The organism is Streptomyces sp. NPDC059900 (genome assembly GCF_050270335.1).
In the GTDB taxonomy this organism is placed as follows: Bacteria; Actinomycetota; Actinomycetes; order Streptomycetales; family Streptomycetaceae; genus Streptomyces.
Genome location: NZ_JBNNJZ010000210.1, coordinates 1 through 13176, shown reverse-complemented (window position 1 = coordinate 13176; position 13176 = coordinate 1). Strand labels below are relative to the sequence as shown.

Genomic DNA, 13176 nt, shown 5'->3' with positions numbered 1-13176 from the left:
CAAGGGGAGAGGGCGGGACAGAATACTTACGGTTCAGTAAGTTTCGGTGCCGTAATCTCCACTGAATCTGTACGCAGCGGTTACGGCTGTGCCCGGCTCGCGGTGACTCGCTCGGCAGTCGCCGGAACCTTTCCTTCCGGTGCGCCGCCCGGAGCTGCGCCGGAAGTCCCGCCGGGAGCCGTGCGCGCCGACCGCACCATGACCAGGACCGCCGCTCCGGCCGCCAGGCCCACCACGCCCGCGACGACCGCCGCCGCGTTCAGGCCGGAGGCGAACGCCGTCCGCACGGCATGATCGCCAAGCGTGCCACGCATCGCCGACGCGCCACCCCCCGCGACGGTGTGAGCCGCGTCATGGCCGAGCGTGTCCTGCATCCGCGAGGTCAGCACCGTGCCGAAGACGGCGACGCCGAGCGCGTACCCGAGCTGGCGGAACGTGTTGACCGCGCCGCCCGCCATCCCGGAGTTCGCCGGCGGCACCGCGGCGAGGGCCGCGCCGCCCAGCGCGGGCGAGACCAGGCCGGTGCCGACGCCCGCGAGCGTGAGCCCCGGCACCAGCGCGCCCCAGGACGACCCGGCGTCGAGCACCGCGAGCGCGACCCCGCCCGCGCCGATCAGGAGCAGCCCCACGCCGATGGTCAGCCGCGCGGGCACCCCGTGCAGGAGCCGTCCGCCGATCGCGGCGACCACGAACGAGGTCGCGGCCAGCGGCAGCATCACCAGGCTGCCGGTCACCGGGCTCATGCCGAGCACGGTCTGGAGCCAGATCGACAGATAGGGCATCAGGCCGAACGCGGCCGCGTTGTAGCCGATCGCGCCGACCAGGACGCCGGTGAAGGCCGGCATGCGCAGGAGCTTCAGGTCGAGCAGCGGATGTGCGACACGGCGTTCCACGGCCACGAAGGCGGCGAGCGCGAGCACCGCGACCGCGAGGGTCACCACGGTGGGCGCCGACGTCCAGCCCTCCGAACCGGCCCGCACCACCCCGTACGTCAGCGCGCCCGCGAAGAGCGCGAACGTCACCGTGCCCGCCCAGTCGACCCGCCGCCCCGCCTGCCCCTTGGACTCCGGCACCACGCGCAGCGTCAGCCACATCGCCGCGACGCTCACCGGCAGGTTCACGAAGAAGATCCACCGCCAGCCCGGCCCCTCGGTGAGCAGCCCGCCGACGATCGGCCCCATCGCCGCGGCGGCCCCGCTGACCGCGCCCCAGACGCCGAGCGCGACCGACCGGTCCCGCCCCTGGTAGGCGGCGCCGAGCAGCGGGAGCGTCGTCGCGAACATCGCCGCGGCGCCGAGCCCCTGCAAGGCGCGGGCGGCCACCAGGACATCCGCGTTCGTGGCGAGCCCGCAGCCCAGCGAGGCGAGCGCGAAGAGCGCGGTGCCCGCCACGTTGAGCCGCCGTCGGCCGAGCACGTCCGCCGCGGCCCCGACTCCGAGCAGCAGTGCGGCAAGGGCGAGCGCGTAGCCGTCGATCACCCATTGCAGATCACTCAGCGAGGCGTCGAGCGCCCTCGCCATGTCGGGCAGCGCCACGACCACGATGGTCACGTCCAGCAACAGCATGAACGTCCCCAGGCATACCGCTGTGAGCGGCCCCCATGTACGCATTTCCAGTCTCCTCGTGCGATCGGTGTGACCCTCGTACGATGGAGGCCGACCGGACGATCGAAGTCACCAGCCGAGTGAGAGCGAAGGAATCCGACACCGATGGGCGTTGCAGTAACGGAATCCCACCACCTGGGCGTACAGGACTCGCTGGACGTCAGACTCCTCCAGGCGCTGGAGATCGACGGACGCGCGCCCTTCAGCAAGATCGCCGCCGTCCTCGGTGTCTCCGACCAGACCGTGGCACGCCGCTACCGCAGGCTCGTCTCCGAAGGCAGCCTGCGGGTCGTCGCCGTCCGGGACCACGAGCGGCTCGGCCATGACCAGTGGATGCTGCGCCTGCGCTGCGCACCGGACGGCGCCGAGGCCATCGCCGGCGCCCTGGCCCGCCGCCCCGACACCGCGTGGATCGGCCTCACCTCCGGCGGCACCGAGGTGGTCTGCTGCACCCGGCCCCGCACCCGCACCGACCAGGACGACCTGCTGCTCGGCAAGCTCCCCCGCACCCCGCACATCATCGACATCCACGCCCAGCAGGTCCTGCACCGCTTCTTCGGCGGCCCCGACGGCTGGCTGATGAAACACGGGCCGCTCACCGGCGAGGAGATCGCGGCCCTGCGCCCCGCCACGGCGAGCGGCCCCTCAGCCGTCGGCCACGACGGACGCCCGCGGATCGAGCCGGAGGACGAGCCGCTCGTCGCCGCGCTCGAAGAGGACGGCCGCGCGACCTACCCCGAGCTCCAGCGGGCCACCGGACGCTCGGAGTCCGCGGTCAAGCGCCGCCTGGGCGCTCTGGTGGCATCCGGCGCGATCTACCTCGACATCGAGTACGCCAACACCCTCATCGACCTGCACGTCGGGGCGATGCTCTGGATCACCACCGCACCATGGGCCCTGGAATCCGTGGGCAGGGCCCTGGCCTCCCACGCGGAGATCGCCCACGCGAGCGCCGTCGCGGGGCCCTCGAACATCATGGCCACGGCCGTGACCCGGGACATCCCCGGCCTCTACGCCTACCTCAGCGGGAAGCTCGGCCGGCTCGACGGCGTCCAGCACGTCGAGAGCGCGCCGTTCATGCGCCGCGTCAAGCAGCTCACCTACCGGCCCCACCTGCGCTGACGGTGGGGGCTACCTGCGCTGACGCCGCCGGTGCAGCCGGTCCCCGCCCGCCAGGATCGACGCCGCGAGCGCGTCCGCCGCGCCCTGCGCCGAGGCCCGCCGCTCGCCGTGCAGCAGCACGAAGTCGACCGCGCCGAGCTCCGGAAGGCCCGCCCGCTCCGGGACGCGGACCAAACCCGGCGGGATCAGGCCGTGGGAGTGCGCCATCACGCCGAGCCCCGCGCGGGCCGCGGCGACCAGGCCGTTGAGGCTGCCGCTCGTGCAGGCGATCCGCCAGGCACGGCCGCGCCGCTCCAGGGCCTCGAGGGCCAGCGCGCGGGAGATGCCCGGCGGCGGGAACACGACGAGCGGAACCGGCTGCTCGGGATCGAGCCGCAGCCGCTCGGCGCCGATCCACACCAGCTCGTCGTGCCAGACCAGCTCGCCGCGCGGGTCCTCCGGACGCCGCTTGGCCAGGACGAGGTCGAGCTTGCCCGCGTCCAGCTTCTCGTGCAGCGTGCCGGACAGCTCGACCGTCAGCTCCAGATCGACGTCCGGATGGTCGTGCCGGAACGACTCCAGGATGTCGGTGAGCCGGGTCAGGACGAAGTCCTCCGAGGCCCCGAACCGCAGCCGCCCGCCGAGCCGCGTCCCGGTGAAGAACGCGGACGCCTGCTCGTGCACCTCCAGGATCCGCCGCGCGAAGCCGAGCATCGCCTCGCCGTCCTCGGTCAGCTCCACCGAGTGCGTGTCGCGCGCGAAGAGCTGGCGTCCGGTGGCGTCCTCCAGACGGCGCACGTGCTGGCTCACCGTGGACTGGCGAAGCCCCAGGCGCCGGGCGGCCTGCGTGAAGCTCAGCGTCTGGGCCACGGCGAGGAGCGTACGGAGCTGGGCGGGGTCGTACATGGTCACCAGGCTAGCGCGGCTATCGCGGAACGTGATGACAGTCAGAGCGGTATCCGGGATTCCCGATCGCGGTGATCAGGAGGATCATCGAGAGGGCACGATGCGAACCGAACCGATGGAGCGAAGTGAAACGCCCGAGCTGGCCCACCTGGATGCCGATCGACCCCTACATCCTGGCGTTGCTCGGCACAGTAGGTGTCGCCGCGCTGCTGCCCGCGCGCGGCGTCGGCGCCGACATCGCGGGCGGGGCCTCCACCGCTGCCGTCGCGTTCCTCTTCTTCCTCTACGGGGTGCGGCTCTCCACCCGCGAGGCGCTCGACGGCCTCAAGCACTGGCGGCTCCACATCACCGTCCTGGCCTGTACGTTCCTCGTCTTCCCGCTGCTCGGGCTCGCCGCCAAGGGGCTCGTCCCGTACGTCCTGACGCCCGCCCTCTACAGCGGGTTCCTCTTCCTGACGCTCGTGCCCTCGACGATCCAGTCGTCGATCGCCTTCACCTCCATGGCCCGCGGCAACGTCCCCGCGGCGATCTGCGCGGGCTCCTTCTCCTCGCTCGCCGGGATCGTCATCACGCCGCTGCTCGCGGCGGCCCTGCTCGGCAACAGCGGCGGCGGGTTCTCCGCGGACTCGGTCCTGAAGATCGTGCTGCAACTCCTCGTGCCGTTCCTCGCGGGCCAGTTCACGCGCCGGTGGATCGGCGGCTTCGTCGCACGCCACAAGAAGGTGCTCGGCTACGTCGACCGCGGCTCGATCCTGCTCGTCGTCTACACCGCGTTCAGCGAGGGCATGGTGCAGGGCATCTGGCACCAGGTGACGCCGCTGCGGCTCGGCGCGCTGCTCGGCGTCGAGGCGGTGCTGCTCGCCGTGATGCTCGCCCTGACCTGGTACGGCGCCAAGCGGATGGGCTTCGACCGCGCGGACCGCGTGGCCATCCAGTTCGCCGGGTCGAAGAAGTCCCTGGCGGCCGGACTGCCCATGGCCAGCGTCCTGTTCGGGGCCCAGGCCTCGCTCGCCGTGCTGCCGCTGATGCTCTTCCACCAGATGCAGCTGATGGTCTGCGCGGTGATCGCCAAGCGGCGCTCGCGCGACCCCGAGGAATTCGCCGGCGTCACGGGGACGTCGCGAGCCGCAGAGACACGAACCGCGGTCGGTACAGGGACACGTTCCGGCTGACGTTGGCCTGCGCGCTCTGCGGCGCCGCGTCCAGCCAGTTGACGTCGTAACTGAGCAGCAGCCGCCCGTTCCCGCTGAGCGCCGGATGGGCCTGGGGGTTGTACGCGGCCATGTCCTGCTCGGCCGAGCCGTCCTTCGGCAGGGGCGTCGAAAAGCCCTTCGCGGGACCGTGCCAGGGGCCGGTGGGCGCACACGCCCAGTAAGACGTCACGTTGGTCAGGCCCTCGGTGCCCGCGGCCATGGTGAACAGGACGTACGTCCCCTTCACGCGCACCACGGTGAACGCGCTGCCCACACCCTTGCGTTCGCCGTCGCCCAGGACGTGGCGCGGCTTGCCGGACTCCGTCCAGTCGTCGCCGTTCCAGTACCGCCACGCGCCGGGCTCCGCGAGCCTGCCCTTGGGTACGCGTGCCACATAGGCGTGCGAGGCGGGGCGGGCGGCGGCCTTGCCGTCGTTGCCGCCGAAGACGTACGTCCAGTCGCCGTCGTCGACCGTCGTCGTGCCGTACAGGACGCGCTTGTCGGGCTCCGGCACGGCAGTCTGGTCGGAGACCTTCACGATGCCCTCGACGCGCAGGTCGGGCAGCGAGAGCGTGGCGACCTCGGTGGCGGTCGGTACGCCGTAGATCCACGGTCCTGTCCCGGTGGCGCGGGTCCACAGCAGGACGCGTACGACGTCGTCGGACGAGCCGGGGGAGCGGGGCTCCACCTTCGCCGCGACCGGCCAACGCCACTGCTGCGGTGCCGGGTCGGGGAAGAGCGGTGCGGGCAGAGTGCGCTGCAAGGTGCCCGAACGCGACATCACCACGGCGGAGTTGCGGACCATGGGCGCGGTCGCGTCGCGCCAGGTGTGGGGCTGGCCCGCAGGGTTGGGCGGTGCGTGGACCTGGCCGAGGAACGTGTCGGAGAACAGCCACAGGAGCCGCCCGTCCGGCAGCCGCACGGAGTGCGTGCCGTCGCCGCCGGTCCAGTCGTCGGCCCGCGTCGTGTCGTCGCCGTAGCGGGCGAACGCCCCGGTCACCTTGTCGTCGGCGGCCCAGGACGAGACGGTCCGCGCCTCGCATGCGTCACCGCCCTCCCGGTCCTCCGGGAGGGCGATGAGGAGCACGGCCGCACAGGCCAGGGCGAGCAGCAGGACGATCCAGGTCCTGCGCGCGCTCCGGCCTCCGCGTTGACCTTGGTCGACGGACACGTGCGGGACGTTAGTTGCTCGGGCGGATGTGGTCCATGGGGAGCCATGCCACGGTGTCCCGCGTCACAGGGACCTTTGACCCGCCGTCACTTCCCAGCTCGGTCAGCTCCGCGTCGCTCAACGCACGGTCGTAGACGCGCACTTCATCGATGGAACCCGTGAAGTGGGCACGGCTGTCGACGCGTTGCCCGACGTGGAATCCGTAGCCGGAATTGCGGGTCACCGTTCCGGGCACGTCGGCGGTGGTGATCCGGGTGCCGTCGACGGACAGCGTCAGCTGCCCTCCGCCGCGGCGCAGCGCGATGTGATGCCACTGGCCGTCGTTGTAGGCGCCCGTGGTGCGCACCGACGCGGACTTCGGGGCGGTGGCGCCCTCGCGTGTGGTGATCAGGCCCGTGACACGGTTGCTCGCGGGCTCGCCGCGCAGCCACACCTGCGGCTGGTTGGTGCCGATGCCGCCCATCCACAGCAGGGGCTGTTCGCCGCTGGTCGCGGAGTAGCGGAACCACAGGGAAGCCGTGAAGTCCTTGTCGCCGAGCGGCAGTTCCTTGCGGAACGGCAGGCGTACGGCGTCGTTCGTGCCGTCGAAGGAGACGGCCCCGCCGAACCGGCCCTCGGTCGTGGACGCCCCGCCGAGCACGGCCGCGCCCCTCGCGTGCGGAGCACGGTCACTGGTCGTCGGGTCGGGTCCGCGGCGCGGCTGGAGCCAGTCCTCGGTGAAGCGCGCGAAGCGGATCTCGTCGCGGGCGTCGACCGCCCCGCCCTCGTACATCAGGCCCACGTGCCCGTCGTCGGCCCGCACCAGGTCCGAGTAGCCGGACCAGTCCGTGGTCACCGTCGTGCCGCGGTCCACGCTGTCCCAGGTGCGGCCGCCGTCGTACGAGGAGCGGATCTGCATCGTGCGGCGCCGGTCGGGGTCGCCGGGGCAGGCAAGCAGCATGCGCTTGCCGAACTGGAGCGTGGAGCACTGCACTTGGGGTGCGTAGAGATCGGGAATGGCCTTGAAGGGAGCGGCGAAGCTGTTGCCCCCGTCGCGGCTGACCGTGTGGGTGCGGTGGCCCAGATCGGTGCCGTCCTGCTCGCGCCCGCTGACGTAGAGGGCGCCGTCCGGGCGCTCCGTGACGGTCATCTCCGACGGCTTCTGCCGGAAGGTGCCCTCGGGCGGTATCGGGTACGAGTCCGTGGCGCCGATCTTCCAGTTGTCGCCGCCGTCGTCGCTGACGATCAGCGCCGCGTGGTTCGCGGTGACCCGGCTGCCGTTCCACGTCTCGGTGTTGGCGGTGAAGACGAGGCGCCCCGCGTGCCGGCCGCGGGTCAGCTGGAGGCCGTGCACGGGCCCGGTGGCGTACCAGGAGTTCCAGTCCTCCGGCAGGATCTGGTCGCTCAGGTCGCGCGGCGCCGACCAGCTGCGGCCGTCGTCGTCGCTGTACTGGAGGTGCGGGGTGCGGTCGCAGGGCACGGCGCAGTTCTGCCCGTCCGTGCGCCCGGTGTTCCATGTCTCCGCCAGGACGATGCGGCCGGTCCTGCGGTCCACGACCGGGGCGGGGTTGCCGTGCGTGTCGCCCGCGCCTTCGTTCACGACCTGGAGCGGACTCCAGGTGCGGCCGCCGTCGTGCGACCGTTTGACCACGATGTCTATGTCGCCCGCGTCGCTGCAGTCGTTGACCCGCCCCTCGGCGAAGGCGAGGAGCGTGCCCTGCACCGTCTTCACCACGGCGGGGATGCGGTAGCAGGCGTATCCGGGATCCTGCGAGGCCTTGAAGAGCACCTGCTGCTCGAATCCCGTCGCGCGGGTATCCGGCGCCGCCTGCGCCGAAGGCCCGGGCAGCAGCGCCCCGGCGGCTGCGGCGACGGCCAGCGCGGCCACGGCGGTGCGTAACGATCTGAGGCGTACACGGAGAGCTGATGGCATGGCGCGGTCCACCCTTCAAGGTGACTGGACATCCTGACATCCCACGTCCAACGTTCGCCTCACAGACGCTACTGGGGTGGCTCGACACCCCACAAGAAGCGTGCGTGGCACGAATGGGTGCGGCCTGGTCAGCGTCAGGGAATCAGTACGACTTTTCCGAGGTTGCCCCGCGCCTCGATCACCGCATGCGCCTTCGCCGCGTCCTGAAGGGCGAACTCGGCGTGCACGGCGGGACGCAGCGCCCCCGTGCCGAAGAGCTTCCACACCTCGCGCCGCCAGGCCTCGTACACCCGGGGCCGCTCGCGCGCGACGAGCCCCATCTGGAAGCCGCTGACCGACTTGGCGCCCACCAGTAGGTCGTACGCCTGGACAGTGCCGCCGCCCGAGCTGTAGGCGACGAGCCGCCCGTGCGGCGCCAGTGCCCGTACGGCCGGTGTGAGCAGTTCGCCGCCGACGGCATCGAGGGCGTAGTCGACGGGCTCGCCCCATGTCTGTTCGTCGTACGTGACGACCTCGTCGGCGCCGAGCGAGCGCAGGAAGGCGGTCTTGTCGGCCGCCCCGGCTCCCGACACGGCTGCGGTGACCCGTGCGGCACCCCTCAACCGGGCCAGTTGCAGGGCGAGATGGCCGACTCCGCCGGCCGCCGCGGTGACCAGCGCGGCCTCTCCCGGCTCGGGCCGCGCGGCGTCGAGCGCGCCGTATGCGACGAGGCCGCTGCGGACGAGGGCCACCGCGTCGACGGCGCTCGCCCCGTCCGGGACGGGCGATGCCATCGTCACGTGCAGGAGCGCGAACTCGGCGTATCCGTGCCCGAAGCAGAGGCCCGTGACGCGGTCGCCCGGCGCGTAACCGCCCACGCCCTCGCCCGTGGACACCACCTCCCCGGCAATCTCGCCGCCGAGCGGGATCGGATCGCGGGGCTCACGGACCTTGCGTACGACGGGCAGCGTGACGCCCGCGGCCTCGACGCGCACGAGGAGCTCGCCGGGTCCCGGTGCGGGCACGGGCACGTCCTCGGTGAAGAGGACCTCGGGGCCACCGCTGTGTTCGTACCGGACGCGACGCATATACACTCCAGGCGCGGAAGAATCGTTGGGAGTCCCAACGGTACTCGCACTTTCATGGGGAAGTCCAACGATTCCCGGATGGGCGGATAGGCTCACACCATGTCCAGGACACCGATCGCCCCCAGCGCCATCCGCACGCTCCCCAGCTGGCTCCTCGGGCGTGCGGCGGCCCGGGGCCGCGGCCTCGTCGCCGAGGCGCTGGCGGGCGAGGACATGAAGATGTGGCACCACGTGGCGCTCTCCGCCGTCGCCGACCAGGGCCCTGTCGCGCAGGCGGCGCTGGGCCGCAGCATCTCGCTCGACCCCAAGGACCTGGTCGGCGTCATCAACGACCTCCAGGACGCCGGACTCGTCCTGCGCACGCCCGACCCCGCCGACCGCCGCAAGAACGCGATCACGATCACGGAGCAGGGCGAGCGGACCCTGGAGCGCTGTGCCGAGGTGGCGCGGCACGCCAACGACGAACTCCTGGCGCCGCTCACGGCCGCCGAGCGGGAGCAGTTCCTCGCCCTGCTCATCCGGGTCTCGGGCACCGGGGCGTAGGGCGAGGCGGGACCCCGTCGGCGCAGGGGGCGCTCCCCGCCGGCCGGGGTCCCGCCGCCGTGCAGCGGGCAGCGGTCGGTCAGCCCGTGGAGGCCGTGGCCCCCATGGCGATCCGGTGCTCGCCCGCGTACACGTTCATGGAAGAGCCGCGCAGGAAACCGACCAGGGTCAGGCCCGTCTCGGCGGCCAGATCGACGGCGAGGGAGGAGGGCGCGGACACGGCGGCCAGCATCGGGATGCCCGCCATCACCGCCTTCTGCGCCAGCTCGAACGAGGCGCGCCCGGAGACGAGCAGCACGGCACGCGACAGCGGAAGGCGGCCGTCCTGGAGGGCCCGCCCGACGAGCTTGTCGACGGCGTTGTGCCGGCCCACGTCCTCCCGTATGTCGAGGAGTTCCCCGTCCTCGGAGAAGAGCGCCGCGGCGTGCAGGCCCCCGGTCCGGTCGAAGACCCGCTGCGCCGCGCGCAGCCGGTCGGGGAGGCACGCGAGCAGGTCGGTCCCGAGCCGGACCGGGGGAGCGGAGCCGCCGTCCGTGTCGTCGATGACCCAGCGGGCCGTCGTACGGACCGCGTCCAGGCTCGCCTTGCCGCACAGGCCGCAGGACGAGGTGGTGTAGACGTTGCGTTCGAGGTTGATGTCGGGCAGGACGAGCCCCGGAGCGGTCTTCACGTCGACCACGTTGTACGTGTTCGACCCGTCCGCGGTGGCCCCGGCGCAGTAGACGATGGACTGGAGGTCGTCCGCCGAGCCGAGCACCCCCTCGCTCACCAGGAAGCCCGCCGCGAGCGCGAAATCGTCGCCCGGCGTGCGCATCGTGATCGCGAGGGGTTTGCCGTTGAGCCGGATCTCCAGCGGCTCCTCCGCGACGAGCGTGTCGGGGCGCTCGCTGACGCCCCCCTCGCGGATGCGGATGACGCGGCGGCGCTCCGTGACTCGTCCCATGTCGATCAGTCCCGGTTCTGTACGTGCTGGTAGCCGAAACGGCCCTTGATGCAGAGGTTGCCGTGGGTCACCGGATTGTCGTGCGGTGAGGTGACCTTCACGATGTCATTGTCCTGCACGTGCAGGGTCAGATTGCAGCCGACTCCGCAGTACGCGCACACCGTCGTCGTCTCGGTCTGCCGCTCCTCGTCCCAGGTCCCCGCGGCCCGCATGTCGAACTCCGACTTGAAGCTGAGCGCGCCGGTCGGGCAGACCTCGATGCAGTTGCCGCAGTACACGCATGCGGAGTCGGTCAGCGGACCGTCGTGCTCGACGGCGATCCGGGCGTCGAAGCCGCGGCCCGTCACGGAGATGGCGAAGGTGTTCTGCCACTGGTCGCCGCAGGCGTCGACGCACTTGTAGCAGAGGATGCACTTGTCGTAGTCGCGCACGTACAGGTCGTTGTCGATCTTGGGTTCTTCGTTGACGCGTGCGGCGTCCGGGCCGAAGCGGCCGGGCTTGGCGTCGTACTCTTTCAGCCACTCCGCGACCTTCGGCGTGGTCGACATGTCGACCGACGAAGCGAGCAGTTCAAGGACCACCTTCCGGCTGTGCCGGGTGCGCTCGGTGTCGGTCAGGACGGTCATGCCCGGCTCCGCGCGGCGCGAGCAGGCGGGAGCCAGCGTGCGGGCGCCCTCGACCTCGACGACACACACCCGGCAGGCGTTCTTCGGGGTGAGCGTGTCGCCCTCGCACAGGGTCGGCACGTCCTTGCCCGCAGCCCGGCAGGCATCCAGGATGGTCGACCCCTCGGGCACTCTGGCGTCCTGCCCGTCCAGCGTGAACTCGACGAGGCGGCGCGGGATTCCCAGCGGTACGGCGGTCATTTGTACGCCCCCAGGCGGTCGATGGCTGATTCCACGGCGTTCCACGCGGTCTGGCCGAGCCCGCAGATCGAGGCGTCCCGCATGGTCCGCCCCACCTCGCGCAGCAGCGCGATGTCACCGGCGGCCGCGGCCCCGGTCCGCTCGACGATGCGGTGCAGGGCCTCCTCCTGGCGGACGGTGCCGACCCGGCAGGGCACGCACTGTCCGCAGGACTCGTCCCGGAAGAACTCGGCGATGCGCAGGAGCACGCGGGGGAGCGGCACGGTGTCGTCCAGGACGAGGACGACACCGGAGCCCAGGGTGGTGCCCGCGTCCCTCGTCCCCTCGAAGGTGAGCGGAATGTCCAGCTCGTCGGGCCGTACAAAGCCTCCGGCCGCGCCGCCCAGGAGGACCGCGCGGAGGTTGTCCGGCTTTCCGGCGAGGGCGAGGAGGTCGCCGAGGGTGGCGCCGAAGGGGAGTTCGTAGATGCCGGGGCGTTCGACGCTTCCCGAGACGCAGAAGAGCTTGGGCCCGGTGGACTTCTCCGTGCCGATGGCGGCGTAGGCCGGTGCGCCCATGGTGAGGATCGGGAGCACGTTGACGAGGGTCTCGACGTTGTTCTCGGCGGTGGGCTTCCCGAAGAGCCCCTTCTCCACGGGGAAGGGCGGCTTCGACCTCGGCTCGCCCCTGTACCCCTCGATGGAGTTGAAGAGGGCGGTTTCCTCGCCGCAGATATATGCTCCCGCGCCGCGCCGGATCTCGATGTCGAAGGCGTACCCCTGCCCGAGGACGTCCTCGCCGAGGAAACCGCGGGCGCGGGCCTGCGCGATGGCGTGCTCCAGCCTTCGCAGCGCGCGGGGGTACTCGCCGCGGAGGTAGAGGTAGCCGAGGTGGGCGCCGGTCGCGTAGCCCGCGACGGTCATCGCCTCGATGAGCGCGTACGGGTCGCCCTCCATGATCACCCGGTCCTTGAAGGTGCCGGGCTCGGATTCGTCCGCGTTGCAGACGAGGTAGTGGGGGTGGTCGGGCTGCGAGGCCGTGGCCTGCCATTTCCTCCCGGTGGGGAAGGCGGCGCCTCCCCGGCCGAGGAGGCCGGAGTCGGTCACTTCGCGGATGACGGCGGCGGGGCCGATGGCGAAGGCGGTGCGCAGGGCGGTGTAGCCGCCGTGGGCGCGGTAGTCGTCCAGGGACGACGGGTCCACTGTGCCGATCCTGCTGAGGAGCAGGAGGTCTTGTTGGCCTGCCTGGGGGACGGTGAGGGCCGCGGGGGGTTCTTGCGGGGCGTCTTCCGGGGCGAGGGCGGCTTGGGCGAGGGTGTCGGGTGTGGCGGGGGCGAGGGTTGCGGTGGCGTATTCCTTTTCCCCAACCCCGCCCCTTCCCGAAAACCCGCTCTGGCGCGGGGGCCTCGGTTGCCGTTGATCACCGGCTCCGCCGAGTTCGTCCTCAAACGCCGGACGGGCTGCAATCCCCTCGCCCGGCGGCAAATTCTCAGCCGGTCCGGCGGGTGTTTTTTCAGCCCGTCCGGCGTTTGAGGACGAGCCGTCAAGGCGATGCGCGGTAACGCCAGGCCCCTGCGCCAGCAGGTTTTCGGGAAGGGGCGGGGTTGGGGAATCCGGCGCCGCAGGCGCACCGGCCCGCACCACCAGCGCGGCCGGAGCCCGCTCGCACAGCCCCAGGCAGGGACTCTCCTCGACCCCCACCCCGGACGCGGGGCCGAGCCTCGCCTTCACCTCCCGGCACAACTCAGCGCCCCCGCACGCAAGATCCGTACACACCCGCACCACCGTCGCGGGGCGCGGCCGCACCGAGAACATGGAGTAGAACGTGGCCACCCCATACCCCTCCGCCGCAGCCCCCAACCGCCCCACCCCCAGGGAGTCCAGACCCAGGC

At 71.9% G+C, this 13176-nt stretch carries 11 protein-coding genes; 3 read left to right on the top strand and 8 right to left on the bottom strand.

Translation table 11 applies throughout. The features are described from left to right. Nucleotides 1-80 precede the first annotated feature (80 nt). Nucleotides 81-1610, bottom strand: coding sequence for an MFS transporter (locus ACQKIP_RS24775; protein ID WP_365855624.1), 1530 nt, complete (start codon nucleotides 1608-1610; stop codon nucleotides 81-83). 99 nt (nucleotides 1611-1709) lie between these two features. Here ACQKIP_RS24775 and ACQKIP_RS24770 point away from each other — a divergent pair, with 99 nt between their 5' ends. Continuing rightward, a complete protein-coding gene (locus tag ACQKIP_RS24770) occupies nucleotides 1710-2726 on the top strand; it encodes an Lrp/AsnC family transcriptional regulator (RefSeq protein WP_365855622.1) in 1017 nt (338 codons plus the stop codon). A gap of 9 nt (nucleotides 2727-2735) precedes the next feature. Here ACQKIP_RS24770 and ACQKIP_RS24765 read toward each other — a convergent pair whose 3' ends face one another. Next, the gene (locus ACQKIP_RS24765; RefSeq protein WP_365855620.1) at nucleotides 2736-3611 is read right to left on the bottom strand and encodes a LysR family transcriptional regulator; all 876 of its coding nucleotides are present in this window, start codon (nucleotides 3609-3611) and stop codon (nucleotides 2736-2738) included. 125 nt (nucleotides 3612-3736) lie between these two features. Between ACQKIP_RS24765 and ACQKIP_RS24760 the strand changes: the two genes are divergently transcribed. After that, nucleotides 3737-4783 carry a bile acid:sodium symporter family protein gene (locus ACQKIP_RS24760; protein WP_365855618.1) on the top strand — a complete coding sequence of 349 codons (1047 nt, stop codon included), beginning with the start codon at nucleotides 3737-3739 and terminating at the stop codon, nucleotides 4781-4783. On the opposite strand, the gene ACQKIP_RS24755 is transcribed toward ACQKIP_RS24760, so the two are convergent. The 3 genes from ACQKIP_RS24755 to ACQKIP_RS24745 all read right to left on the bottom strand — a co-directional run bounded on the left by ACQKIP_RS24755 (nucleotide 4719) and on the right by ACQKIP_RS24745 (nucleotide 8954). Next, the gene (locus ACQKIP_RS24755) at nucleotides 4719-5975 is read right to left on the bottom strand and encodes a DUF4185 domain-containing protein (RefSeq protein WP_365855616.1); all 1257 of its coding nucleotides are present in this window, start codon (nucleotides 5973-5975) and stop codon (nucleotides 4719-4721) included. The genes ACQKIP_RS24760 and ACQKIP_RS24755 overlap by 65 nt on opposite strands. 10 nt (nucleotides 5976-5985) lie before the next feature. Next, a complete protein-coding gene (locus tag ACQKIP_RS24750) occupies nucleotides 5986-7887 on the bottom strand; it encodes a sialidase family protein (RefSeq protein WP_365855614.1) in 1902 nt (633 codons plus the stop codon). Between the two features lie 134 nt (nucleotides 7888-8021). Beyond that, nucleotides 8022-8954 (bottom strand): quinone oxidoreductase family protein, encoded by a 933-nt coding sequence (locus ACQKIP_RS24745; RefSeq protein WP_365855612.1) that lies wholly within the window; start codon nucleotides 8952-8954, stop codon nucleotides 8022-8024. Between the two features lie 99 nt (nucleotides 8955-9053). On the opposite strand from ACQKIP_RS24745, the gene ACQKIP_RS24740 reads away from it, so the two are divergent. Beyond that, complete coding sequence (locus ACQKIP_RS24740; protein WP_365855610.1) at nucleotides 9054-9497, top strand: MarR family winged helix-turn-helix transcriptional regulator; 444 nt, start codon at nucleotides 9054-9056, stop codon at nucleotides 9495-9497. A 79-nt stretch (nucleotides 9498-9576) separates the two neighbouring features. Here the strand turns inward: ACQKIP_RS24740 and fdhD are convergent, their stop codons facing one another. Genes fdhD through ACQKIP_RS24725 form a run of 3 tightly spaced genes read right to left on the bottom strand, consistent with a single transcriptional unit; the run spans nucleotide 9577 to nucleotide 13099 of the window. Next, nucleotides 9577-10440, bottom strand: a complete 864-nt coding sequence (gene fdhD / locus ACQKIP_RS24735; protein ID WP_365855608.1) for a formate dehydrogenase accessory sulfurtransferase FdhD — start codon at nucleotides 10438-10440, stop codon at nucleotides 9577-9579. Between the two features lie 5 nt (nucleotides 10441-10445). Further along, entirely contained in the window at nucleotides 10446-11306 is an 861-nt protein-coding gene (locus ACQKIP_RS24730; protein WP_365855606.1) for a 2Fe-2S iron-sulfur cluster-binding protein, read from the bottom strand. Next, a complete protein-coding gene (locus ACQKIP_RS24725) occupies nucleotides 11303-13099 on the bottom strand; it encodes an NADH-ubiquinone oxidoreductase-F iron-sulfur binding region domain-containing protein (RefSeq protein WP_427744089.1) in 1797 nt (598 codons plus the stop codon). The genes ACQKIP_RS24730 and ACQKIP_RS24725 overlap by 4 nt, the downstream gene beginning before the upstream one ends. Nucleotides 13100-13176: the final 77 nt, after the last annotated feature.